Origin of the sequence: Massilia eburnea, assembly GCF_050709955.1 — a bacterium.
Classification (GTDB): domain Bacteria; phylum Pseudomonadota; class Gammaproteobacteria; order Burkholderiales; family Burkholderiaceae_D; genus Rugamonas; species Rugamonas eburnea_A.
In genome coordinates this window covers 128488-151494 of the sequence record NZ_JBNZFX010000021.1, presented here as the reverse complement: position 1 = coordinate 151494, position 23007 = coordinate 128488, and the positions used below count along the sequence as shown (strand labels likewise).

Genomic DNA, 23007 nt, shown 5'->3' with positions numbered 1-23007 from the left:
TCCACGGCGCGCAGAATGACCATTCGGTATGGGCGCTGCAATCGCGCTACCTGGCGCATCACGGCTTCGGCGTGCTGGCCGTGGACTTGCCAGGCCATGGCCGCAGCCGTGGCGCCGCCTTGCGCAGCGTTGAGGCAATGGCCGCTTGGCTGCTGTCAGTATTGGACGCCGCAGGTGTCGGTAATGCAGCACTGGTGGGGCACAGCATGGGTTCATTGATCGCGCTGGAGGCTGCCCACCGCGCGCCGCAGCGCATCACGCGCCTGGCCCTGCTCGGTGCGACCTATCCGATGAAGGTTTCCGATGCGCTGCTCAACGCCGCACGGGAAGCCGAAGGCGATGCAATCGACATGGTCAATATCTGGTCGCACAGCTCGTACGCGCAGAAGCCTTCCTGTCCGGGGCCGGGATTCTATGTCAGCGGGATGTCGAAACGGTTAATGGAACGCATCTCCGCGCAAGGCGAAGCCCTGCTGTTCCACACCGATTTCACAGCATGCAACAGCTATGCAAACGGCGACGCGGCGGCAGCGAGCGTACGCTGCCCGGTGCAGTTCATCTTCGGCAGCATGGATATGATGACGCCGCCGCGCAGCACCAAGGCGCTGCTGGCGGCGCTGCCGGGCGCAAGGACCGTGACAGTGGATGCCGGCCACCAGATGATGGCCGAACAGCCTGACGCGGTGCTGGATGCACTGCTGGCTTTCCTGCGCTGAACCCGCCCTAGGCCGCGCCGAAATGTTCGCCCAGGGTGGCGCCCAGCCCGGACTCCACCGCGGTTTCGACCTGGCGCGCCAGGGTGGCGGCGTCGCGGCTGGCCTGGCGATCCATTTCATCGTCTGAGTCGGCCAGTACGCCGGCATTGAGCGACATGCCGCCAAACACGAACAGGCGGTAGACGTCGGCCACACTGATTTTGTGCACATTGGCCAGCAACACCCAATTGTCCGCCCCTTCGCTGACCCGTTTGCCGAACTGCACGCGCGGCGGCGGCGCAATCTTCACTTTCGCCACCCAGCCGGGTACCAGCATCTTCTCCAGCAAGGCGTCCATTTCATCGAAGCCAAGGCGGGTACGGCCACGCATTTCCGCCGCGCTGACGGCGGCGTTATCGCCCTGCTCCCGCGCCTCGTGCAGCACTTTCAGCACCGCCATGGCGTCGACAAATTCACCGCCCGGCACCGCCTCGTGCCACCAGCGCTCGTATTTGACCACCGGCAGCGCGGCAGTGAGCAAGGCGCCCAGCAGGGTAATCAGCCACGAAACATAGATCCACAGCAGGAATAAAGGCAAGGCTGCCAACGCGCCGTAAATCTTCGAATAAGTCGGCGCCTGGGTAATGAAGATCGCGAAACCGCGCTTTGCAAGCTCGAACGACACCGCCGCCAGCGCACCGCCGCACATCGCGTCGCGCCAGTCCACCATCCGGTTCGGCACCGTGATGTAAAGGAAAGTGAAGGCCAGCGTCGTCAGCAAGACGGACAGCAAGGTATAGAAAATCGGCCCGGTCACCGAGCCTACCAGCCCGCTGGTAGCATCGAACAAATGGGTGGAAAGGCTGATCGACACGCCGATCAGCAAAGGGCCAAGGCTGATCAGCGCCCAGTACACCAGCACCCGCCGCACCAGCCGGCGCTCGGTTTTGACGCGCCAGATGCGGTTGAAGGCGCGTTCGATCATGCTCATCATCGCCACCGAGGTCAGCACCAGCGTTACCGCACCCACCGCCGACAGGCGCGTCGCCTTGGCCGCAAACGTGGTCAGGTAGCCCATGATCGTGCTGGAAATCGCCTTCGGCATCACGCTCTTGATGAAGTACGCTTCCAGCGCCGTGCGGAAGGTATTGAACATCGGGAAGGTGGTGAAGATTGCCAGTGCGATCGTCAGGACCGGCACCAGCGCAAAAACAGTGGTAAACGTCAGGCCGCCCGCCACCTGGGGCAGGCTTTCTTCGCGCAGGCGGCGGCGCCCAAACTGGATCAGGTCATGCAGTTCGCCCCACGAGAGCGCACGCAGTTCTGCCACGCCTTTGGTGCAGGCGCGGGCGACGTTGGTATAGAGGGACTTAAAAACCATCAGTAAAGCTTATTGGTCATGCAACTTGTGCAAAGGGCCATATAATAGCAATGATGAACAGAACTAACCTCACAATTCTAATTTTGTATTATTCAAGGCACGGATCCGTACGTAAATTGGCGGAAATGATTGCGCAAGGTGTTGAATCGGTAGCGGGCTGCGACGCCCGCCTGCGCACCGTGCCGGCGGTTTCCACCGTAACGGAAGCGACCGAACCGGAAGTGCCGCTGGACGGCGCGCCGTATGTCGAATTGCAGGACCTGGAGGAGTGCGACGCCCTCGCGCTGGGTTCCCCCACCCGCTTCGGCAATATGGCCGCGGCGATGAAGTATTTCTGGGACGGGACGTCGGCGCAGTGGCTATCCGGCACCCTGTCCGGCAAGCCGGCCTGCGTCTTCACTTCGACCGGCAGCCAGCATGGCGGCCAGGAGTCGACCTTGCTGACCATGATGGTGCCCTTGCTGCACCATGGGATGATGGTGATGGGCCTGCCCTACACCCATCCCGAACTGATGACGACGACCAGCGGCGGCTCGCCTTACGGCGCCAGCCACTGGTCGGGACTGGATGGCAAGAAGCCGTTCACGGATGATGAGAAACGCCTGGCGGTCGCGATGGGCCGCCGGCTGGCCGAAGCGGCCGTCAAGCTGCGGGGATAAGAAAAATGAACAGTACCAAGCACAAATTTTTCCACTGGGGCGCTATCGCCAGCCTGGCCTTGCTCATCATCTGGAGCGTGGCCTGGGAAATGTGGCTGTCGCCGTTGAAACCGGGCGGTTCCTGGCTGGTACTGAAAGCGGTACCGCTGCTGTTCCCACTGCTGGGCGTGATCAAGCGCGATCTCTACACGCTGCAGTGGACCTCGATGATGATCCTGATTTACTTCATCGAAGGCGTGGTGCGCGCTTACGGCGACAAGGTAACGCCTTGGCTGGGCTGGGGCGAAGTGGCGATTGTGGTGGTCTACTTCCTGTGCGCCATCCTGTATGTGCAGCCATATAAGAAAGCGGCCAGGCAGGCGGCGCGCGAACTGCTGGAAAAGGTCAACACCAGCAAGACCAAGTAACTATGGATAATTCCGCTTTCCTCGGCGCCTGCCGCGCCTTGCTCGGCGACGCGCACGTCATGACCGAAGAGGCGGACATGGCGCCGTTCTTGCGCGACTGGCGCGGACGCTTTACCGGCCATGCGCTGGCTGTGCTGCGGCCCGCCGATACCGGACAAGTCGCCGCCACCGTCAAGCTGTGTGTGGATGCGCGCATCCCGATCGTGCCGCAAGGCGGCAACACGGGCTTGGTACTGGGCAGCGTGCCCGATGCCAGCGGAACCGCAGTGGTACTGTCCCTGGCGCGCATGCAGAAGGTGCGCCAGGTCGATCCGGTCAACCGCACCATGACGCTCGATGCCGGCGTGATCCTGCAGCGCGCGCAGGAAGCGGCCGCCGCGCAAGGTTGCCTGTTCCCGCTCTCGCTGGCGGCGGAAGGCAGTTGCACCATTGGCGGCAACCTGTCGACCAACGCCGGCGGCACCGCTGTGCTTCGCTACGGAAATACGCGCGAACTGTGCCTGGGGCTGGAGGTCGTCACGCCGCAGGGCGAGATCTGGTCCGGATTGCGCGGACTGCGCAAGGACAATACCGGCTACGACCTGCGCGACCTGTTCATCGGCGCGGAAGGCACGCTTGGCATCATTACCGGCGCGGTGCTCAAGCTTTATCCACAGCCGAAGGCTTCGGTGACGGCGCTGGCCGCAATGGAGTCGCCCGCTGCGGCATTGCGCCTGCTGTCGATCATGCAGGACCATTGCGGCGCAAGCCTGACCGGCTTCGAGCTGATGTCGGCGTTCTGCCTGCGCCTGGTGGCCAAGCATTTCCCGGCGCTGGCGCAGCCTTTGGCCGACGGCCATGCGCAGTATGCATTGCTGGAACTCTCCAGCAGCGAATCGGAAGCCCATGCTGCGGCGCTGCTCGAAAGCGCACTGGCTGCGGCCCTTGGCGAAGGCGTGGTGCAGGACGCGGTGGTTGCCAGCTCCACCGCGCAATCGCGTGGCCTGTGGGACCTGCGCGAGCATATTCCCTTGGCCCAGGCGGCCGACGGCAAGAACATCAAGCACGATATTTCGCTGCCGGTATCGTCGATCGCCGATTTCATCGCCAGCACCGAGCCGCAATTGCAGGCGGCGTTCCCCGCCTGCCAGCTGGTGTGTTTCGGTCACCTGGGCGATGGCAACCTGCATTTCAACGTAGCGCCGCCAGCCGGTGTGGCCAATGAAGACTTCCTGCAAAGCCAGGAGGCGGTCAACCGCGTGGTGCACGATGCCGTGGTTTCCTTCGGCGGCTCGATCTCGGCCGAACATGGCATTGGCGCCTTGAAGCGTGATGAACTGGCGCGATACAAGTCGCCGGTGGAGTTGAACCTGATGCGCGCGATCAAGGCCGCATTGGATCCTTTGGGCTTGATGAATCCAGGGAAAATACTATGAATCTGCTGCCCTTGCTGCTGTTGGCGATGGCGCTTCCTGCCGGGGCGCAAACCCTGCACAAGTGCACCATCGATGGAAAAGTAAGCTACTCGCAGCAGCCATTCGAAAAAGGTGTCGCCAGCACGCTCGAGGTGCCGGCGGCGCCTGCGCCCGATCCCGCTGCCGCGGCGAACCTGAAACGCCAGGAGCGCGAAGCGGAAAAAATGGCCACGCAGCGCCGTAAGCGCGAAGCACGCGAGGAGCGCGAAAGCCTGGCCGAGGCGCGTGCCGTTGCCAGCCACAATAAGAAATGCAAGAAGCTCCAGATGCAGCAGAAATGGGCGGACGAAGATGCGCGCGGCGCCACGCCCCAGAACACCGAGCGCGCCAAGCTGAAAGCCAGACGCGCGACCGACATGTATCAGCTGGAATGCGGCGGCTGACACGCTGGCTGGCGGCTGGTGAGTGGCGCGCGCATCCGGTGCGGGCGCTGACCGCTATCGCGGCGATCGCGATCGGGGTGGCGCTGGGGTTCGCCATCCACCTCGTCAACGCGGCAGCGCTGAACGAATTCACTACTGCCGTGCATAGCCTGTCGGGCCAGGCGGATATCCAGGTGGGCGGCACCGAGACAACCTTCGACGAAGCGGTCTACCCGGTTCTCGCGCGCCTGCCGGAGGTTGCCGTGGCGTCGCCGCTGCTGGAATTCGATGCTTCGATGCGGGGTTCGCGCCAGGCGCTGAAAATCATCGCTCTTGACGTGTTCCGGGCGGGCTTTATCACGCCGGACCTGATCGGGGCGCCGGATGAAGACCTTCCATACGACACGCTGGCCGACGATGCCATCTTCCTGTCGCCGGCCGCCATGAACTGGCTGCAATCGCGGCCCGGTGCCGAGCTTCGGCTGCAGGCAGGCAGCAAGGTGGCGGCTCTGCGCGTGGCCGGTTCGCTGCAGCGGGCGCGCGTTGGACAACGTTTCGCAGTCATGGATATCGCGGCCGCCCAGTGGCAGTTCCAGCGCCTGGGCAAACTGTCGCGCGTGGACCTGAAGCTGCGCGATGGCGTGGACCGGGGCGCTTTTGAGCGCTCGTTAAAGGCACGGCTGGAACGCGAGTTTCCCGGCCGGTTCCGGGTCGGCCAACCGAACGACGCGGAACAGGAAAGCCGCAACGCGAACCTGAGCCGGGCTTATCGCGTCAACCTGAGCGTGTTGGCGCTGGTTGCGCTGTTCACCGGGGCTTTCCTGGTATTTTCCTCGCAGGCCCTGTCCGTACTGCGGCGGCGCAGCGAATTCGCACTGCTGCGGGTGCTGGGCCTGGAGCGGCGTCAATTGATCCGCCAGGTGCTGCTGGAAGGCGCCTTGTTGGGCAGCATCGGCTCAGCGCTGGGCGTGGCGGGCGGCTATGCGCTGGCAGCCGCCGTGTTGCGCTTGTTTGGCGGCGACCTTGGCGCCGGCTACTTTGCCGGTGTCCAGCCAAGCGTGCAATGGGCGCCAGCTGCTGCACTGGCCTACTTTGCGCTCGGCCTGGGCGTAGCGTTGCTGGGCGGCTTGGCGCCGGCGCTCGACGCGGCCCGCGCGCGGCCCGCCGTCGCACTCAAGGCCGGCACCGACGAAACAGCATTGCGCCCGCTGGCGCGCCCCTGGCCTGGCCTCGCCTGTCTCGCTCTGGCTGCCGCCATGACGTTGGCGCCGCCGGTATTAGAGCTGCCGATCTTCGGCTACCTGTCGATCGCCCTGCTCCTGCTCGGCGCCATCGCACTGATGCCGCGGCTGTCCGGGATGACGTTCACCGCCCTCGCCCGCCATAAGGCGGCGACGCCGGTACGCGCGCTGGCCCTGGCGCGGCTGGCCAACGCGTCGGGCCAGGCCGGCATCGCTCTGGGCGGTGTGCTGGCGAGCTTCAGCCTGATGGTGGCGATGGCAATCATGGTTGCCAGCTTCCGTACTTCGGTCGACCAGTGGGTGCTGCGCATCCTGCCGGCCGACGTGTACGCACGCAGCGCGTCGGCCGGCGCCACTGGCGGCCTGTCGCCCGCCGAACAGGATAGCTTGGGCGCAGTTCCCGGCATCGCCCGCATCGAATTCCTGCGCGTGCGCTCGGTCTCGCTGGCCCCCGACCGCGCCAACATCGCCGTGCTGGCGCGCGACGTCGACCCGGCCGATCCAGGCCGCGCGATGGTCCTCGTCGATGGTTCGGAGCAGGCTGCGGCCATCTTGCCTGCCGGCGCCTCCGCCTCGCTGCCCCCGGCCTGGGTGTCGGAAGCCATGTCCGACCTGTACGGGCTGCAGGCGGGATCCACGCTGCGCCTGCCCCTGCAAGGCCAGCAACGCGAATTCCGCGTCGCCGGCATATGGCGCGACTATGCACGCGCCGGCGGCGCCGTCATCCTGCGCCGCTCCGACTACATCGCCCTGACCGGCGACCGCGACGCCGGCGATGCCGCCATCTGGCTCGAGAAAAATGCCAGCGCGGCCCAGGTGCAGGAAGGCATCCGCAAATTGCCCTTCGGCGAACTGGTGGAAACCAGCGTTCCTTCCGAAATTCGCAACCTGACGCTGAAAATCTTCGACCGCAGTTTCGCCGTCACCTATCTGCTGGAAGCCATCGCCATCGTCATCGGCCTGTTTGGCGTCGCCGCCACCTTCTCCGCCCAGACCCTGGCAAGGGCCCGCGAATTCGGCATGCTGCGCCACGTTGGCGTCACGCGCGGCCAAGTGCTCGGCATCCTGGCGCTGGAAGGCGCCGCCCTGACCACATTCGGCATCCTGGCCGGCTTCACACTCGGCTGGGTCATCAGCCTGGTGCTGGTCCACGTCATCAACCCGCAATCCTTCCACTGGACGATGCAGATGCACTACCCCTGGCCGCTGCTGGCGACCGTTGCGCTGGCATTATTACTGTCATCGGCGGCAACCGCGCTGTTCGCCGGCCGCCAAGCCCTATCCGGTAGTCCAATCCGCGCCGTCAGGGAGGACTGGTGATGCGCGCCCTGCTTTTCTTCCTGCTCGCGCTGGCAATCAGGCTGCCGCTGCAGGCCGCCGACTTCACGCCGGTAACGCCCGGTGTGCGCCTCGAATTCCCGCGCGACTTCGGCGCCCACCCCGGCTTCAAGACCGAATGGTGGTACGCCACCGGCTGGCTGGACACCGGCGACGGCCGCCAGCTCGGCTACCAGGTCACCTTCTTCCGCAGCAGCACCGGCCATGGCCGCGACAATCCGAGCCAGTTCGCGCCCAAGGACATCATCGTCGCCCACGTCGCACTGTCCGATGCCGCGCAGGGCAAACTGCTGCACGACCAGCGCACCGCGCGCGCCGGTTTCGGCCTGGCCAGCGCCGCCACACAGGACACCAACGTGGAGCTGGACGGCTGGCGCATGCGGCGCGCCGAAGACGGCACTTATCATATCGACATCGAGGCCGCCGAATTCGCGCTCGCATTGAAGTTGCAGCCGACCCAGCCCGTGCTGCTGCAAGGCGACGCCGGCTTCTCCCGCAAAGGCCCGAAGCCCGAACAGGCGAGTTATTACTATAGCAAGCCCCAGCTGCGCACCAGCGGTACCCTGACCCGCCGCAACGCCGCGCCGCAGGCCGTGCAAGGCGTAACCTGGCTCGATCACGAATGGTCAAGCCAGGTGCTCGATCCGGCTGCCGCGGGCTGGGACTGGGCCGGCATCAACTTGGACGGCGGCGGCGCACTGATGGCATTCCAGATAAGGGACCGCCAAGGTGGTAAACTGTGGGCCCACGCGACATGGCGCGATGCATCCGGTAAGATCACGCACTATTCGCAGGACCAGGTCAGTTTTACCCCGCAGCAGCGATGGAAATCGCCGCGCACCCAAGCCGAGTATCCCGTCGCCACCCTGATCTCCACCGGGCCCGAACAGTGGCAGCTCAGTCCTTTGCAGCAGGACCAGGAGCTCGATTCGCGCCGTTCGACCGGTGCTGTGTATTGGGAAGGCGCGGTGACAGTGACACGAGACGGCAAGCCGGCAGGACGCGGCTACCTGGAGTTGACGGGCTATGTCCGTCCGATGAAACTTTGAACAAGAACGTAGAATACGCAATGAGCACCAGCAACCACGGTCAGCCAGAAGCCCGAGAACTCACGAAAGGCAGCATGGCCGCCTTCAAGGGCCTGCTGCCCTTCCTCAAACCTTACCGCAACCGCTTCGTCATTGCCGGCATCGCGCTGGTGGTGGCAGCCGCCTCCACGCTGGCGATCCCGTATGCCTTCAAGCAGATGATCGACCTGGGCTTCGGCACCAATGCCGGGGTGCGCAGCGCGGCCCACGTCAACCAGGTCTTCCTTGCCCTGTTCGCAGTTGCCACGGTGCTGGCGCTGGCAACTGCGGCGCGTTTTTACAGCGTCTCCTGGCTCGGCGAGCGCGTCACGGCCGACATCCGCAATGCCGTGTATTCGCACGTGGTGCAGCAAAGCCCGGAATTCTTCGAGACCACCAAGACCGGCGAAGTGCTGTCGCGCCTGACCACCGACACCACCCTGATCCAGAGCGTGGTTGGCACCAGTATTTCGATGGCCTTGCGTAATGTGCTGCTGTTCCTCGGCGGCCTGGTGATGCTGTTCATTACCAGCCCCAGGCTGTCCACCATCATCATCGGCCTGCTGGTGCTGACCGTGCTGCCGATCGTGATCTTCGGGCGCCGCGTGCGCAAGCTGTCGCGCGATTCGCAGGACCGCGTGGCCGATGCTTCGGCCATGGCAGGCGAAATCCTGAACGCCATGCCGACCGTGCAGGCATTCACCCATGAAGGCCTGGAAGCAAAGCGTTTCGGCGCTTCCGTCGAAGGCGCATTCAGCACCGCCATGCGCCGCATCCAGGCGCGCGCTTTCCTGACCATGCTGGCCATTGTGCTGGTGTTCGGCACCATTGTGTTCGTGCTCTGGCTCGGCGCCCACGCCGTCCTGGAAGGCACGATGACGGGCGGCGACCTGGGTCAGTTCATCCTGTACGCCTCCATCGTGGCCGGCGCGATTGGCGCCTTGTCCGAGGTCATGGGCGAGGCCCAGCGCGCAGCCGGCGCCACCGAGCGCTTGCTGGAATTGCTGGCAGTACGTTCCGATATCCAGAACCCGGCAAAGACGCAGGCCCTGCCGCCGCGCGCCGCCAATGGCGCGGCCCTGAGCCTGTCGGACGTGTCGTTCAACTATCCATCGCGCCCCGACACGCTGGCACTGGACCATGTGACGCTGGAGATCAAGCCAGGCGAGACCATCGCCGTGGTCGGCCCTTCCGGCGCCGGCAAGACCACCCTGTTCCAGATGCTGCTGCGCTTCTACGATCCGCAATCGGGCGCCATCCTCCTTGACGGCACCGATATCCGCCTGCTGGACCTGCATACACTGCGCGGCGCCATCGGCATCGTGCCGCAGGATACGGTGATCTTCTCGGCCGACGCGATGGAAAACATCCGCTATGGCCGCGCCGATGCGACCGACCAGGAAGTGATCCAGGCCGCACGCCTGGCCGCCGCCCATGAATTCATCGAACGCCTGCCGCACGGCTACAAGTCCTTCCTTGGCGAACGCGGCGTGCGCCTGTCGGGCGGCCAACGCCAGCGCATCGCGATTGCACGCGCGCTGCTGAAGAACCCTCCGCTGCTGCTGCTCGATGAGGCCACCAGCGCGCTGGATGCGGAATCCGAACGCCTGGTGCAAGGCGCGCTGGAAGCGGCCATGGTCGACCGCACCACCGTCATCATCGCCCACCGACTGGCCACCGTGCAGCGTGCCGACCGCATCATCGTCATGGAAGACGGCAAGGTGGTCGAAACCGGCACCCACCAGTCGCTGGTGGCGCTGGGCGGCATTTACGCCAACCTGGCTGCACTGCAGTTCCACCATGTCCACGTCACCCATTGAGGCGCAACGTGACCGACGCTGAACTGCGCCAGAGTTGCCACACCATCCTGCCAGGCCATGGCCAGCCGTCGCCGGCACAGACCTTTGCCGCCATGGCCGCCTGGTGCGACGCCAACGGCATCGCGCACGATGTGTATGGCGAGGGTGAGCTGATCCAGTCCTTCGAGCAGAAGATCGCCGACCTGCTGGGCTTTGAGGCCGCAACCTTCTGCATTACCGGCACCATGACCCAAGTCACGGCACTGCGCCTGGCCTGCATGGAACGCGGCAGCCGCCTGGTGGCGCTGCACCCGACCGCGCACATCTTCAAGCATGAACGCGGCAACCACCAGCTGCTGGACCATTTCCAGGCCATCCAGCTGGGCGACCCGCAACGTCCATTCACACTCGGCGAGCTGCAGGCCGTGCCGGATCGCCTGGCCGCCGTATCGCTGGAACTGCCGGCGCGCGAACTGGGCGGCCAGTCGCCGCGGCGGGACGAGCTGGAAGCGATCAAGCTTCACTGCCGCGAACAAGGCATCCACCTGCATATGGACGGTGCGCGCCTGTGGGAAGCTGCCGCCGGCTATCGCCTTGCGCCGGCCGAAGTGGCGGCGGGCTTCGACAGTGTCTACGTTTCGCTGTACAAGGGCATCGGCGGCCTGGGTGGCGCCATGCTGCTGGGCAGCCGCGCCTTCATCGCCCGCGCCCAGGAATGGTTCCGCCGACAGGGCGGCAACGTGATCCACCGCACGCCTTATGTAGTCGCCGCTGCAATGCAGTTCGATGCGCGCCTGGCGGCGATGCCGGACTATTTCCGCCGTACCCGGTGGCTGTACGACACCCTGCGCGACTACCCGCGGCTGCGCGCCAACCCATCGCAGCCGCATGCCAATATGCTGCATATCCATGTGCCGGTCGATCGCGACCGCCTGCTGCAGATCCGCAATGAAGTCGCCGCACAGCACGGCATATGGCTGCTCAACCGCGCCGCCCATGCACAACTGCCCGGCACCAGCCACACCGAGTGGTATGTCGGCGATCACCTGTTAACACTATCGGACGATCAAGTCCGCCAAGCCCTCACTTTATGGAGCGACGCACTATGAGTTTTGCTTCGCTGGACCTGATTGACGGGCTCCTTCGCACACTCGAATCGATTGGCTACAAAACCCCAACGCCGATCCAGAAACAAGCTATCCCCGCGATCCTGGCGGGCCGCGACCTGCTGGGGGCGGCACAAACCGGCACCGGCAAGACCGCCGCATTCGCCCTGCCCCTGCTACAGCGCCTGGCCATGGAAGGCGACCAGGCCGCACCGAACCATGTGCGCTGCCTGGTGCTGGTGCCCACGCGCGAACTGGCCGACCAGGTCTACCAGAGCTTCCATAGCTATGGCTTCCACCTGCCGCTGCGTTCCGCGGTTGCCTATGGCGGCGTGCCGATGGACCCGCAACTGGCGAAACTGCGCAAAGGCCTGGACGTGCTGGTGGCTACGCCAGGCCGCCTGCTGGACCTGCACCGCAAAGGCGCCATTGAGTTCGGCCAGTTGACAGCCCTGGTGCTGGACGAGGCGGACCGCATGCTGGACCTGGGTTTTGCACCCGACCTGGATCAGCTGTTTGCCGTGCTGCCGGCCGAGCGCCAGACGCTGCTCTTCTCGGCCACCATGCCGGATTCGATTCGGGCGATGGCCAGGCAATTGCTGCGCGACCCGCTCACCGTCCAGGCCAGCGCGCCCAATACGGCGGCACGCACCGTGCGCCAGACAGTGTTTACGACCGACAAACGCAACAAGCCGGAGCTGTTCGTGCACCTGCTGCGCAAGGAGGGCTGGGGCCAGGTGCTGGTCTTCGTCAAGACGCGCAAGGGCGTCGAGCAACTGGTCGGGCTGCTGCAGGGCGAAGGCATCCTGGCCGATTCGATCCACGGCGACAAGCCGCAGCTGGCCCGCATCAAGGCACTCAAGCGGTTCAAGGCGAACGCTGTGCAGATCCTGGTGGCGACCGACGTCGCGGCCCGCGGCCTCGATATCGAGGCCTTGCCGCTGGTGGTCAATTTCGACCTGCCGACAGTGGCGGAAGACTATGTGCACCGCATCGGGCGTACCGGCCGTGCCGGCGCCGAGGGCGAGGCATTATCGCTGGTCTGCGCGGATGAAGTCGAACTGCTGCGGGCCATCGAGAAGCTGACCGGTACGGTCTTGCCGCGCCAGGAGGAAGCAGGCTTCGAAGCGGATCATCGCGTGCCATCCACCGGCAGCCCGGCCACACCTGCCACACCTGCCGCAACTGCCGCACGTACCACCGCCGCGAAACCGGCTCGCGGCGCGGCAAAACCGCAACGCCCGGCCGTCAAACCGCCGGCACAAGTCCGTGATGACGCGCCGCGCCCTGCCGGCGGGTTTGGCGGGTTGAAAGAAGAACTGCCGCCGAAGGAAAAACCACGCTCGCGCGGACCGATCTACGGCCAGCGTGCCGGAAGCCCGGGTGCCGGCAGCGGCAGTGGCCGCTCCAATACCGGCGGGACTGGCGGTACCGGTGGCGCCGGCGGCAAAGTCGTGGTGACCGCGACACGCGGCGCCAAATCGGCGGCGCGCGCCGCCGGCCGCGCCGCCGCCAAACCCGGTGGCCGTGGCAACAAACGATAAACGGAGAATCGCATGAAGCAGTACAAAGAATTGATCAGCACCGTGCTGGAGCAAGGAAGCTGGCAGGACAACCGCACCGGCATCCGCACCCTGAGCGTTCCCGGCGCGATGATGCGCTTCGACATGAACGACGGCTTCCCTGCCGTGACGACCAAGAAGCTGGCCTTCAAGTCGGTGGTTGGCGAACTGTGCGCCTTCCTGCGCGCCTCCCGCAGCGCCGCCGACTTCCGCGCCCTGGGCTGCAAGGTATGGGACCAGAACGCCAATGAAAACGCGCAATGGCTGGCCAACCCGCACCGTACCGGCATCGACGACCTAGGTCCGGTGTACGGCGTGCAATGGCGCCAATGGCCAGGCTATAAAGTGCTGGACGCCGCCGCCACCGCGCAGATTGAAGACGCGGAGCGCAACGGCTTCCGCCAGGTGGCCCCGCTGGCGGAAGACGGCGTGCAGAAAGTCCTGATGTACAAGGCGATCGACCAGTTGCGCGAGTGCCTGGACACCATCGTCAACAACCCGTCGAGCCGCCGCATCCTGTTCCACGGCTGGAACCCGGCCGTGCTGGACCAGGTCGCGCTGCCGGCCTGCCACCTGCTGTACCAGTTCATTCCGAACGCCACCACGCGCGAAATCTCGCTGTGCCTCTATGTGCGCAGCAACGATATCGGCCTTGGCACGCCATTCAATATCGCGGAAGGTGCCGCCCTGCTGCACCTGGTGGCGCGCCTGACCGGCTACACGCCGCGCTGGTTCAGCTACTTTATCGGCGACGCCCACATCTACGAGAACCACATGGAGATGGTGCAGGAGCAGCTGAAGCGCGAGCCGCTGCCGCTGCCGCAGCTGCGCATCGACAGCCGCGTGCCGTCGCTGGCGGAAACCGGGAAGTACCAGCCGGAATGGCTGGAGCTGATCGAGCCTTCCGACTTCACGCTGGAAGGCTACCAGCACCACGCGCCTCTGACGGCGCCGATGGCGGTTTAAGCCGGTTCGTCCTGGGGCACGACGCTGCCCCACCAGCGTTTGGCGACGGCTTCGCCGTCCCTCTCGAGCAGGAATTGGTAGCCGCGCTGTGCGGCTTCCTCCAACAGGCGCGGCTCGTTCAGCGCCGCTTCGCGCAGGTGATCGACGCCACGACGGTCGCCTTCCGCCACCAGGACCCGTCCATACATCAGCGAGGCGCGCGGATACGGACCGCCGGCCCGCTTCATCAGTTCGACCAGCGCTGGCTTGGCGGAAACCGTTTCCTCGAATTCCAGCTTCAGGGACGCCAGCTCCATCAAGTCCTGCACCGACAATTTTGCCAGTGGCAGCGCCGCCAGTTCGCCAATGCGCACCCGCGAATTCTGCACGTGGCGGAAGCGATGAACCCAGCCGCGTGAATTGACTTCCCACCAATCCTGGTCAAGCTCGGATTCCAGCCGCTTGCCGACGCCGGAGGCCAGCATGACATCGGCCGCCGAGGTATCGACTGGCGGCGGCAGGGCCGGCGCCATTTCAATGGCATCCAGCCGCTCGCGCAGGCACGGATGGGTGTCGGCAAGGTCGGAGGACTTGGCCCAGGCCGCATCCAGGCCCTTCTTGGTGGCCCATTCATCGTAATTGGCCTTGATCGCCAGCCGCATTGACGAAAACGGCATGAACGGCGGCTTTTCCAGGCGGTCGGCATTCTCATACATGCTCGGCCAGAAATCCCGGGCGATCCATTCGCCGAGCAAGCGCGAGCGTACCAGCATGTGGCATGTCGACGTGTGGCCGGCCATCTCGACCGCAGTCTGGTCGGCCTCGTATTCGTCCTGGCGCGACAGTACGAAGGTGTAGGCGCTGTAATAGGGGAAGAAGCGCTTCAGGGCACGCACAATCGCCGCGCTGAGCGCACTTTCGTCGGCACTGCTTTCCAGGTGCTGGTACATGGCGACGAACAGGCGGCGCTGGCGATAGATGCGCACGGAACCCTTGCCATGGTCGCCGCACAGGTGGCCATATTCGTGCGCCAGCACCGACAGCATCTCCTTGGGCGTGGAGCCAAGCAGGAACGGCAGGCCGACCAGCAGGTAATTGCGGTAGCCGCCGAAAATGCCATAGCGGGCATGCTGCACGATCGCGGCGTTGAATTCGTCCGTGATCAGGACGTGATCGATGCGCGGGCCCTGCAGCTTGCCGTACAGCTTGTCGAGGATATCGAACAGCTTGGGTGCTTCTTCGCGGACCAGTTCACGCCCGAACGGCGGGTCGAGGCGCATCAGCATCACGCGCAACACAACAAAGATCAGCGACAGCAGGAACAGGCCGCCCAGGCCGGCCTTGAACATCGCAAAGGCGCGGTGGGATTCGACGGCCCAGTGCACCAGCATGATAAATAATGCAAGCAGCCCGGCCAGCAGTCCAAACAGGATTGCATAGGCGGCCAGGCTGATCGCATGCACCTTGCGGCGGAAAGCCTCCGGGCTGGCATTCGAATCCAGCTCCAGCCGGCGGACTAAGTGCTCAAACGCTTTGTATTCCAATCATGCTCCTTCATTAAAACTCTTCCCAGTCTCCTACCTCGCTATTGGCGACCTTGCGCGATGCAGCCGGCTTGCCGTCACGCTGCAGCGGCTTGCCCTTGGCCGGCAATGCAGGCCTGGTGCGCAGCGCCTGGATCACCGCGCGCGCCTGCACCGCCGCAGGATGCTCGCGGCCCGGGCCGTCGATCTGGAACACGCTGACAATCTTCGACAGGCTGTTGGCCTGGTCCTGCAAAGCCGTGGACGCCGAAGCTGCCTCTTCCACCAGCGCCACATTCTGTTGCGTGATTGTATCCATCTCGTTGATGGCCTGGTGAATTTGTTCCAGGCCGGCAGTTTGTTCCTGCGTAGCACTGGTAATTTCTCCCATAATATCAGTCACGCGCTGAATGCTCGTCACGATATCCTTCATCGTGTGCCCGGCCTGGTTTACCAGCTTGGCGCCACTTTCCACTTTGCCAACAGAATCGTCGATCAACTGCTTGATTTCCTTGGCCGCGGCGGCCGAACGCTGCGCCAGGTTGCGCACTTCGCTGGCAACCACCGCGAAGCCGCGGCCTTGTTCACCGGCACGTGCCGCCTCCACGGCCGCATTCAGGGCCAGGATGTTGGTCTGGAAGGCAATGCCGTCGATCACCGCGATGATGTCCACGATCTTGTTGGAGGACTCGTTGATCGAACCCATGGTCGCCACCACCTGCTCCACCACCTCGCCGCCCTTGGTGGCGATCGATGATGCCGAAACGGCAAGTTGGTTGGCCTGGCGTGCATTATCGGCGTTCTGGCGCACGGTGCTGGTCAGTTCCTCCATCGAGGAGGCGGTTTCCTCCAGCGAGGCGGCCTGCTCGCCGGTGCGGTCGGACAAGTCCATATTGCCGGCCGCGATCTGGGCCGATGCGCTGGAAATCGTGTCGCTGCCGCCACGCACTTCGGTCACGATGGCACCCAGGTTGTCGCGCATCTTGTCCAGCGCCCGCAGCAATTCGCCGAATTCGTTGTCCGCATGCTGGGTAGCCTGGCCTTTCAGGTCGCCGTCGGCAACGCGGTGGGCCACGTCCATGGCTTCTGCCAGCGGTTCCGAGATCGCCTTCATCAGGATCAGGCCGGCGAACACGCTCAGTGCCAGGCCCCCGACAAGGACCACGGTGACGGTGGTGCTGTTGCGGCTCAGGCCGGCGGCGACTGCAGCGGCATCGGACTCGATACGCTTGTCGGCGTGTTCGGACAAGGTCTTCAATGCGCCGTCGCCAATGCGGTAGGACGGGTTGATCTTCTTGATCAGGACCGATTCCGCATCGTCCCAGCGGTTTTCCTTCACTGCCGTGGTGGCTGCCCGCACATGTTCCACGCCCAGGCCGTCGCTCTTGGCGAACCAGTCCTCCGCCAGCTTGCGCTCTTCCGGCGTCTTGATACTGGCCAGGTAGCTTTCCCAGCGCTTGTTCACGCGCGCCGTCACCTCGTCGACGATGTTGAAGTGATTGGTCAGCGGGTGGTCATGCAGCTTGCTCCAGGCGAAGTCCGGATTATGCTGCAAGGCCTGCAGGATCTGGCTGCGGCCCGTTTCCATGTCCAGGCGGATGGCATTGCGCTCCGCGATGTTCTTCTGGTTGGCGACCGTAACGTCTTTCACCAGTCCGACCGAGCGCTCCGCGCTCAGGATTCCGAGGCCGCCAATAATCGCCAGCAGGCCAATCAGCAAACCCAGCACGCCAACCAGCAGGGTCTTGATTTTGAAATTATTGAACATTGCTCACTCCTTTACCAAACATTTGAAAAACTGATGCAACCGGCCACGCAGCTCCGACACTTCGTCGAATTCGATATAGGTGACGTCCACCAGGTCATCGAGTTCACGCAGCAGCGTGGTTTTGATTGGCGCGCCTTTCCACACCAGGAACAGGATAGGTGTCCGGCGGCCCTTGAATATGTGATAGCTCAACTCGAATGCACTGCTCTCACTCATTCCAACACGGATGTTGACCATGACGTCCGCCTGGTCCAGCAATGCAAGCCGGTGGCGGCGGAAATTCTGCGGCGTGAACGGCAAGCCCTGCTTGCGTTCGAACGAAGCGCGGAAGGTCTCCGCGCTCTCGGCCTGCAAGCCTGTCAGGTAGTCGAAGGCATGCGGCAGGCCGTTGGCGCTGTCGATCATCTGCATGATCTCGCTGATCATGCGCTGCTCGTGTTCATTCGATTCTGTGAACGGCTGGCGGATAAAGACCTTGAGCGGTTCCACGCCCACGCTGCGCTGGCGCGATTGCGCACGGCGCTCCGGCATCTGCCACGCCGCCGCTGCCAGGTCGACGGCGCCGGGCACGGGACGCGGCGCCGGCGGCGGCGTCTCGCGCTGGTCGCGGGCGAGCGTGGCGTGCAGCTCCTGCAGCGAGCGCACGGTGGTGTTATCGGCGTGCTTGCGGGCTTCCGCCGCCGCCTCGGCCGCCGCGATGGTGGTAAACATCACCGTGCCGGAAGCCAGTGCCGCCGTACGCAGGCTGCGCGTGGCGGCAATTGCCACGCGCTTCTCGTCCACCGTGACCACGGCCATGGCGATTTCGCGCAGGGCCAGCAAGCCAATCAAGGTTTCATCCTCAATGGCATTGACCGGCACTTCGCCCGCTTCCAGCACGGCTGCCGTTATTTCGCTGGCGCATAGCGCGTAACCCGCATCGGCCAGTTCGCGCGCCAGCGCCACGGCACGCGCCTGGTCGGCCTTGCGCACCCGCATGTAGACGTAGCCTGACTGCGGGATGCGCACGCCGGCGCCCAGTTCGGCCTTCAGGAAGGCCTCGCCGAAGGTGCTGCCGGTGCCCATCACTTCGCCGGTGGATTTCATTTCCGGCCCCAGGATGGTGTCGACACCCGGGAATTTCGCAAACGGCAGGACCGACTCCTTGACGCTGTAATAAGGCGGAATCACTTCCGCGGTGACGCCCTGCTCCGCCAGCGAACGGCCGGCCATGCAGCGCGCCGCGACCTTGGCCAGCTGCACGCCGGTCGCCTTCGAAACGAATGGCACGGTGCGCGAGGCGCGTGGATTCACTTCCAGCACGTAGACCCGGTCAAGCATGCGGCCATCGGCCTTTTGGCGCTGGACCGCGAACTGCACATTCATCAGCCCCACCACGTTCAGGCCCTGCGCCAGGCGCACGGTCTGGCGCTTGATTTCCGCCACGGTGGCGTCGGACAGCGAATACGGCGGCAGGCTGCAGGCCGAGTCACCCGAGTGGATGCCGGCCTGTTCCACGTGCTCCATCACGCCGCCGATCACGACTTCGGTGCCGTCGCTGACGCAGTCCACGTCCACCTCGATGGCGTCGTTCAGGAAGCGGTCCAGCAGTACCGGCGAGTCGTTCGACACCTTGACCGCTTCGCGCATGTAGCGCTCCAGGTCGCGCTGCTCGTGCACGATTTCCATCGCACGGCCGCCCAGCACATAGGAAGGACGCACCACCAGCGGGTAGCCGATTTCCTCGCGCCAGCGCCAGCGCCTCTTCTTCGGTGCGCGCGGTGCGGTTCGGCGGCTGGCGCAGGCCCAGGTCCTGCAGCAGCTTCTGGAAGCGCTCGCGGTCCTCCGCGGCGTCGATCATGTCAGGCGAGGTGCCGATGATCGGCACGCCGTTGGCTTCCAGGTCCAGCGCCAGCTTCAGCGGGGTCTGGCCGCCGTACTGCACGATCACGCCGACCGGTTTTTCCAGGTCGACGATTTCCAGCACGTCTTCCAGGGTCAGCGACTCGAAGTACAGGCGGTCGGAGGTGTCGTAGTCGGTCGATACGGTTTCCGGGTTGCAGTTGACCATGATGGTCTCGTAGCCGTCTTCGCGCATGGCCAGCGCGGCGTGCACGCAGCAGTAGTCGAATTCGATACCCTGGCCGATACGGTTCGGGCCACCGCCCAGCACCATGATCTTCTTCTTGTCGGTCGGGTTGGACTCGCACTCTTCATCGTAGGTCGAGTACATGTAGGCGGTGTCGGTCGAGAACTCGGCGGCGCAGGTGTCGACGCGCTTGTACACCGGGCGGATGCCCTGGGCGCGGCGCTTGCTTGCGCACGGCGGTGCTCGCCGCATCGCCGAGCAGGTCGCGCCAGGCGGCGGTCCGCTGAAGCCCTTGCTGCTTCAGGCTGGCGCAGGGCGTCGCTGGTCCAGGCCGCCCAGCTTGCTGGGTGGCGAGCCATTCAGTTCGAGGTCGACGAGGTCCTGGATCTGGGCCAGGAACCACATGGGTCGATGTTGGTCAGGCTGGTTCACCTCGGCCAAGGCGACATGCCCTGGGCGAAGGCGTCGCCCACGTACCAGATGCGGTGCGGGCCCGGCTGGCCCAGTTCCTGTTCGAGCTTCGTCGCGGCCGGTGGTCTTCTGCGCTGCAGGCCGTCGACGCCGACTATCCAGGCCGCGCAGGGCTTTCTGGAACGATTCCTGGAAGGTGCGGCCGATGGCCATCACCTCGCCCACGGACTTCATCTGGGTGGTCAGGCGGTGGTCGGCGGCTCGGGAACTTCTCGAACGCGAAGCGCGGCACCTTGGTGACCACGTAGTCGATCGCAGGCTCGAACGAAGCCGGGGTGGCGCCGCCGGTGATTTCGTTGCTGCAGTTCATCCAGGGTGAAGCCGACCGCCAGCTTGGCGGCGACGCTGGGCGATCGGGAAGCCGGTGGCCTTGGACGCCAGCGCCGAGGAACGCGACACGCGCGGGTTCATCTCGATCACGATCATGCGGCCGTCTTGCGGGTTGATCAGCGAACTGCACGTTGGAGCCGCCGGTGTCCACGCCGATCTCGCGCAGCACGTGCCAGCGAGGCGTCGCGCATGATCTGGTATTCCTTGTCGGTCAGGGTCTGCGCCGGCGCCACGGTGATCGAGTCGCCGGTGTGCACGCCCATCGGGTCCAGGTTCTCGATCGAACAGACAATGATGCAATTGTCCTTGCGGTCGCGCACTACTTCCATCTCGAACTCCTTCCAGCCGATCAGCGATTCCTCGATCAGCAGTTCGGAAGTCGGCGACAGCTCCAGGCCGCGCAGGCAGATGGCGGTGAATTCCTCGGCATTGCGGGCGATGCCGCCGCCGCTGCCGCCCATGGTGAAGGAGGGACGGATGATGACCGGGAAGCCGAGACGCTCCTGCGCCTGCCAGGCTTCGGCCATGGTGTGGGCAATGCCGGAGCGGGCCGACTGCAGGCCGATGCGCTCCATCGCCGCCTTGAACTTGGCGCGGTCTTCGGCGCGGTCGATGGCTTCCGGCGTGGCGCCAATCAGCTCCACATTGAAACTCTCGAGCACACCGTGGCGATGCAGGTCCAGCGCGCAATTGAGCGCGGTCTGGCCGCCCATGGTCGGCAACACGGCCTGGGGACGTTCCTTTTCGATGATGCGCGCCACGGTTTCCCAGGTAATCGGCTCGATATAGGTGACGTCGGCCATGCCCGGGTCGGTCATGATGGTGGCCGGGTTGCTGTTCACCAGCACCACTTGGTAGCCCTCTTCACGCAGGGCCTTGCAGGCCTGGGCGCCGGAGTAATCGAACTCGCAGGCCTGGCCGATCACGATCGGGCCGGCGCCAATGATCAGGATGCGCTTGATGTCGTTACGCTTAGCCATGGCGAGCGCCCTCCATCATGCTGACGAAACGGTCGAACAGCGGCGCCAGGTCGTGCGGTCCCGGCGATGCCTCCGGGTGCCCCTGGAAGCAGAAGGCCGGCTTGTCGGTGCGGCGGAAGCCTTGCAGCGAACCATCGAACAGCGAAATATGAGTGACTGCGCAGTTATTCGGCAGCGAATCTGGATCGACGGCAAAGCCGTGGTTCTGCGAGGTGATCATGACACGTCCAGTCTCGATATCTTGTACAGGGTGGTTGGCGCCGTGGTGGCCGAATTTCATCTTCACGGTGCGGGCGCCGGAAGCCAATGCCATGATCTGGTGACCAAGGCAGATACCGAAGGTCGGCACGCCGCGTTCAATCAGTTCGCGTGCGGCTTCAATGGCGTAGTCGCAGGGCTGCGGGTCGCCCGGGCCGTTCGACAGGAAAATGCCGTCCGGGTTCAGGGCCAGCGCGGCGGCGGCGCCGGCTTTCGCAGGCAGCACGGTCACGCGGCAGCCGCGCTGGGCCAGCATGCGCAGGATATTTGCTTTCACGCCGAAGTCGTAGGCCACCACATGGCAGCGCGGCTGCATCTGGCGGCCGTGGCCGTGGCCCAGCATCCATTCGGTCTCAGTCCACTCATAGGGGGCCGCGGTGCTGACGGTTTGCGCCAGGTCCATGCCCGACAAGCCGGGGAATGCGCGCGCCAGGCGCAGTGCCTCTTCCGCAGCGCCGCCGGCGATGATGGCGCCGGACTGGGCGCCCTTCTCGCGCAGGATGCGGGTCAGCTTGCGGGTGTCGATGCCGGCGATTGCCACCACGCCCTGCTCCGCCAGCCAGGACGACAGGTCCTGCTCGCTGCGGAAATTCGATGCCAGGAAAGGCACGTCTTTCACCACCAGGCCTGCCGCATGGATCAACGGCGCCTCGCCATCTTCGCGGTTGACACCGGTATTGCCGATGTGGGGATAAGTCAACGTGACAATCTGGCGGCTGTAGCTTGGGTCGCTCAGGATTTCCTGGTACCCGCTCATGGCGGTATTGAATACGACTTCGCCAGCCGTGGAGCCATTGGCACCAATCGAGGTGCCTTCAAACAGGGTGCCATCAGCCAATGCGAGAATAGCGCGCCCGGCATTCCCGTGGGGATGCTTGAGTGGGTGTTTCATCAGGGGTTCTCCTGGGGTTCGTATCGTTATAAAACCAACAAACAGAATTACTCAGCAGTAATTCCTAGCGCGCTGGAAGCTACGATACGCCGGCATCCCCCCGACAAAACTCTCCAATGGTCACAAGGCCCCGTTCAAGGGCCAAAATAAATTGCGGTGGCGCAATTCCGCAACGTGACCGGATTGCAAAGTGCTCCGATATATAATGTCGGCCATGACAAATCTGACCATTATCGTTGCCACTGATTCCAGCAATGGCATAGGTATCAACAACGCTCTTCCATGGCACCCTGCCTGAGGACCTGGCGCACTTCAAGCGCCTCACTTCCGGCCACCCGATTATCATGGGCCGCAAGACCTTCGATTCGATCGGCCGCCCTTTGCCGAACCGCCGCAACATCGTCATCAGCCGCAATGCGGAGTGGCAGCACGAGGGCGTGGAGCGCGTCGGTTCGCTGCAAGAAGCGCAAGCGCTGGTCGCGGGTACCGATGAAGCTTTCGTGATCGGCGGTGCGCAGGTGTATCAACAAGCCTTGCCGCTGGTTGGCAAGCTTGTAATCACCCGCATCGGCCGCACCTACGAGTGCGATGCATTCTTCCCGGCGCTGGCTGCCGGCGAATGGCAGGAAGTGGCGCGTGAGGAGCACGTTTCGGCAGCCGGGCTGCCTTATTCATTTATCAGCTATACCAGGAACTAAAAC

At 64.4% G+C, this 23007-nt stretch carries 15 protein-coding genes and 2 pseudogenes; 12 read left to right on the top strand and 5 right to left on the bottom strand.

The window, feature by feature from the left end:
• Positions 1–716, top strand: a 716-nt coding sequence (locus ACQ4MM_RS12145) for an alpha/beta fold hydrolase (protein ID WP_431477601.1), incomplete at its 5' end; no start/stop codon positions are given.
• 7 nt (positions 717–723) lie between these two features.
• Here the strand turns inward: ACQ4MM_RS12145 and ACQ4MM_RS12140 are convergent.
• On the bottom strand, positions 724–2076 hold the full coding sequence (locus ACQ4MM_RS12140; protein ID WP_431477600.1) for a YihY family inner membrane protein: 1353 nt from the start codon (positions 2074–2076) through the stop codon (positions 724–726).
• Between the two features lie 53 nt (positions 2077–2129).
• Here ACQ4MM_RS12140 and wrbA point away from each other — a divergent pair, with 53 nt between their 5' ends.
• The 10 genes from wrbA to ACQ4MM_RS12090 are packed head-to-tail and all read left to right on the top strand — an operon-like array spanning position 2130 to position 14037.
• Complete coding sequence (wrbA, locus tag ACQ4MM_RS12135; protein ID WP_431477608.1) at positions 2130–2735, top strand: NAD(P)H:quinone oxidoreductase; 606 nt, start codon at positions 2130–2132, stop codon at positions 2733–2735.
• A 5-nt stretch (positions 2736–2740) separates the two neighbouring features.
• Positions 2741–3142, top strand: coding sequence for a DUF2069 domain-containing protein (locus tag ACQ4MM_RS12130; RefSeq protein WP_431477599.1), 402 nt, complete (start codon positions 2741–2743; stop codon positions 3140–3142).
• 2 nt (positions 3143–3144) lie between these two features.
• Complete coding sequence (locus ACQ4MM_RS12125; protein ID WP_431477598.1) at positions 3145–4557, top strand: FAD-binding oxidoreductase; 1413 nt, start codon at positions 3145–3147, stop codon at positions 4555–4557.
• The gene (locus ACQ4MM_RS12120; RefSeq protein WP_431477597.1) at positions 4554–4979 is read left to right on the top strand and encodes a DUF4124 domain-containing protein; all 426 of its coding nucleotides are present in this window, start codon (positions 4554–4556) and stop codon (positions 4977–4979) included. Before ACQ4MM_RS12125 ends, ACQ4MM_RS12120 begins: the two co-directional genes overlap by 4 nt.
• Entirely contained in the window at positions 4967–7519 is a 2553-nt protein-coding gene (locus tag ACQ4MM_RS12115; protein WP_431477596.1) for an FtsX-like permease family protein, read from the top strand. The genes ACQ4MM_RS12120 and ACQ4MM_RS12115 overlap by 13 nt, the downstream gene beginning before the upstream one ends.
• Complete coding sequence (locus ACQ4MM_RS12110; protein ID WP_431477595.1) at positions 7519–8586, top strand: lipocalin-like domain-containing protein; 1068 nt, start codon at positions 7519–7521, stop codon at positions 8584–8586. The genes ACQ4MM_RS12115 and ACQ4MM_RS12110 overlap by 1 nt, the downstream gene beginning before the upstream one ends.
• 20 nt (positions 8587–8606) lie before the next feature.
• The gene (locus ACQ4MM_RS12105) at positions 8607–10424 is read left to right on the top strand and encodes an ABC transporter transmembrane domain-containing protein (RefSeq protein ID WP_431477594.1); all 1818 of its coding nucleotides are present in this window, start codon (positions 8607–8609) and stop codon (positions 10422–10424) included.
• 8 nt (positions 10425–10432) lie between these two features.
• A complete protein-coding gene (locus ACQ4MM_RS12100) occupies positions 10433–11512 on the top strand; it encodes a threonine aldolase family protein (protein WP_431477593.1) in 1080 nt (359 codons plus the stop codon).
• Complete coding sequence (locus ACQ4MM_RS12095) at positions 11509–13053, top strand: DEAD/DEAH box helicase (RefSeq protein ID WP_431477592.1); 1545 nt, start codon at positions 11509–11511, stop codon at positions 13051–13053. The genes ACQ4MM_RS12100 and ACQ4MM_RS12095 overlap by 4 nt, the downstream gene beginning before the upstream one ends.
• Positions 13054–13065: 12 nt before the next feature.
• On the top strand, positions 13066–14037 hold the full coding sequence (locus tag ACQ4MM_RS12090; protein ID WP_431477591.1) for a thymidylate synthase: 972 nt from the start codon (positions 13066–13068) through the stop codon (positions 14035–14037).
• On the opposite strand, the gene ACQ4MM_RS12085 is transcribed toward ACQ4MM_RS12090, so the two are convergent.
• The 4 genes and pseudogenes from ACQ4MM_RS12085 to carA all read right to left on the bottom strand — a co-directional run bounded on the left by ACQ4MM_RS12085 (position 14034) and on the right by carA (position 22306).
• Positions 14034–15560 (bottom strand): M48 family metallopeptidase, encoded by a 1527-nt coding sequence (locus tag ACQ4MM_RS12085; RefSeq protein ID WP_431477590.1) that lies wholly within the window; start codon positions 15558–15560, stop codon positions 14034–14036. The genes ACQ4MM_RS12090 and ACQ4MM_RS12085 overlap by 4 nt on opposite strands.
• A gap of 13 nt (positions 15561–15573) precedes the next feature.
• Entirely contained in the window at positions 15574–17307 is a 1734-nt protein-coding gene (locus ACQ4MM_RS12080) for a methyl-accepting chemotaxis protein (RefSeq protein ID WP_431477589.1), read from the bottom strand.
• A gap of 618 nt (positions 17308–17925) precedes the next feature.
• Positions 17926–21156, bottom strand: a pseudogene (gene carB / locus ACQ4MM_RS12075) (carbamoyl-phosphate synthase large subunit); the annotation flags it as partial.
• Complete coding sequence (carA, locus tag ACQ4MM_RS12070; protein ID WP_431477588.1) at positions 21149–22306, bottom strand: glutamine-hydrolyzing carbamoyl-phosphate synthase small subunit; 1158 nt, start codon at positions 22304–22306, stop codon at positions 21149–21151. The pseudogene carB and the gene carA, both read right to left, overlap by 8 nt.
• Before the next feature lie 214 nt (positions 22307–22520).
• Between carA and ACQ4MM_RS12065 the strand changes: the two are divergent.
• Positions 22521–23004, top strand: a pseudogene (locus ACQ4MM_RS12065) (dihydrofolate reductase).
• Positions 23005–23007 lie beyond the last annotated feature (3 nt).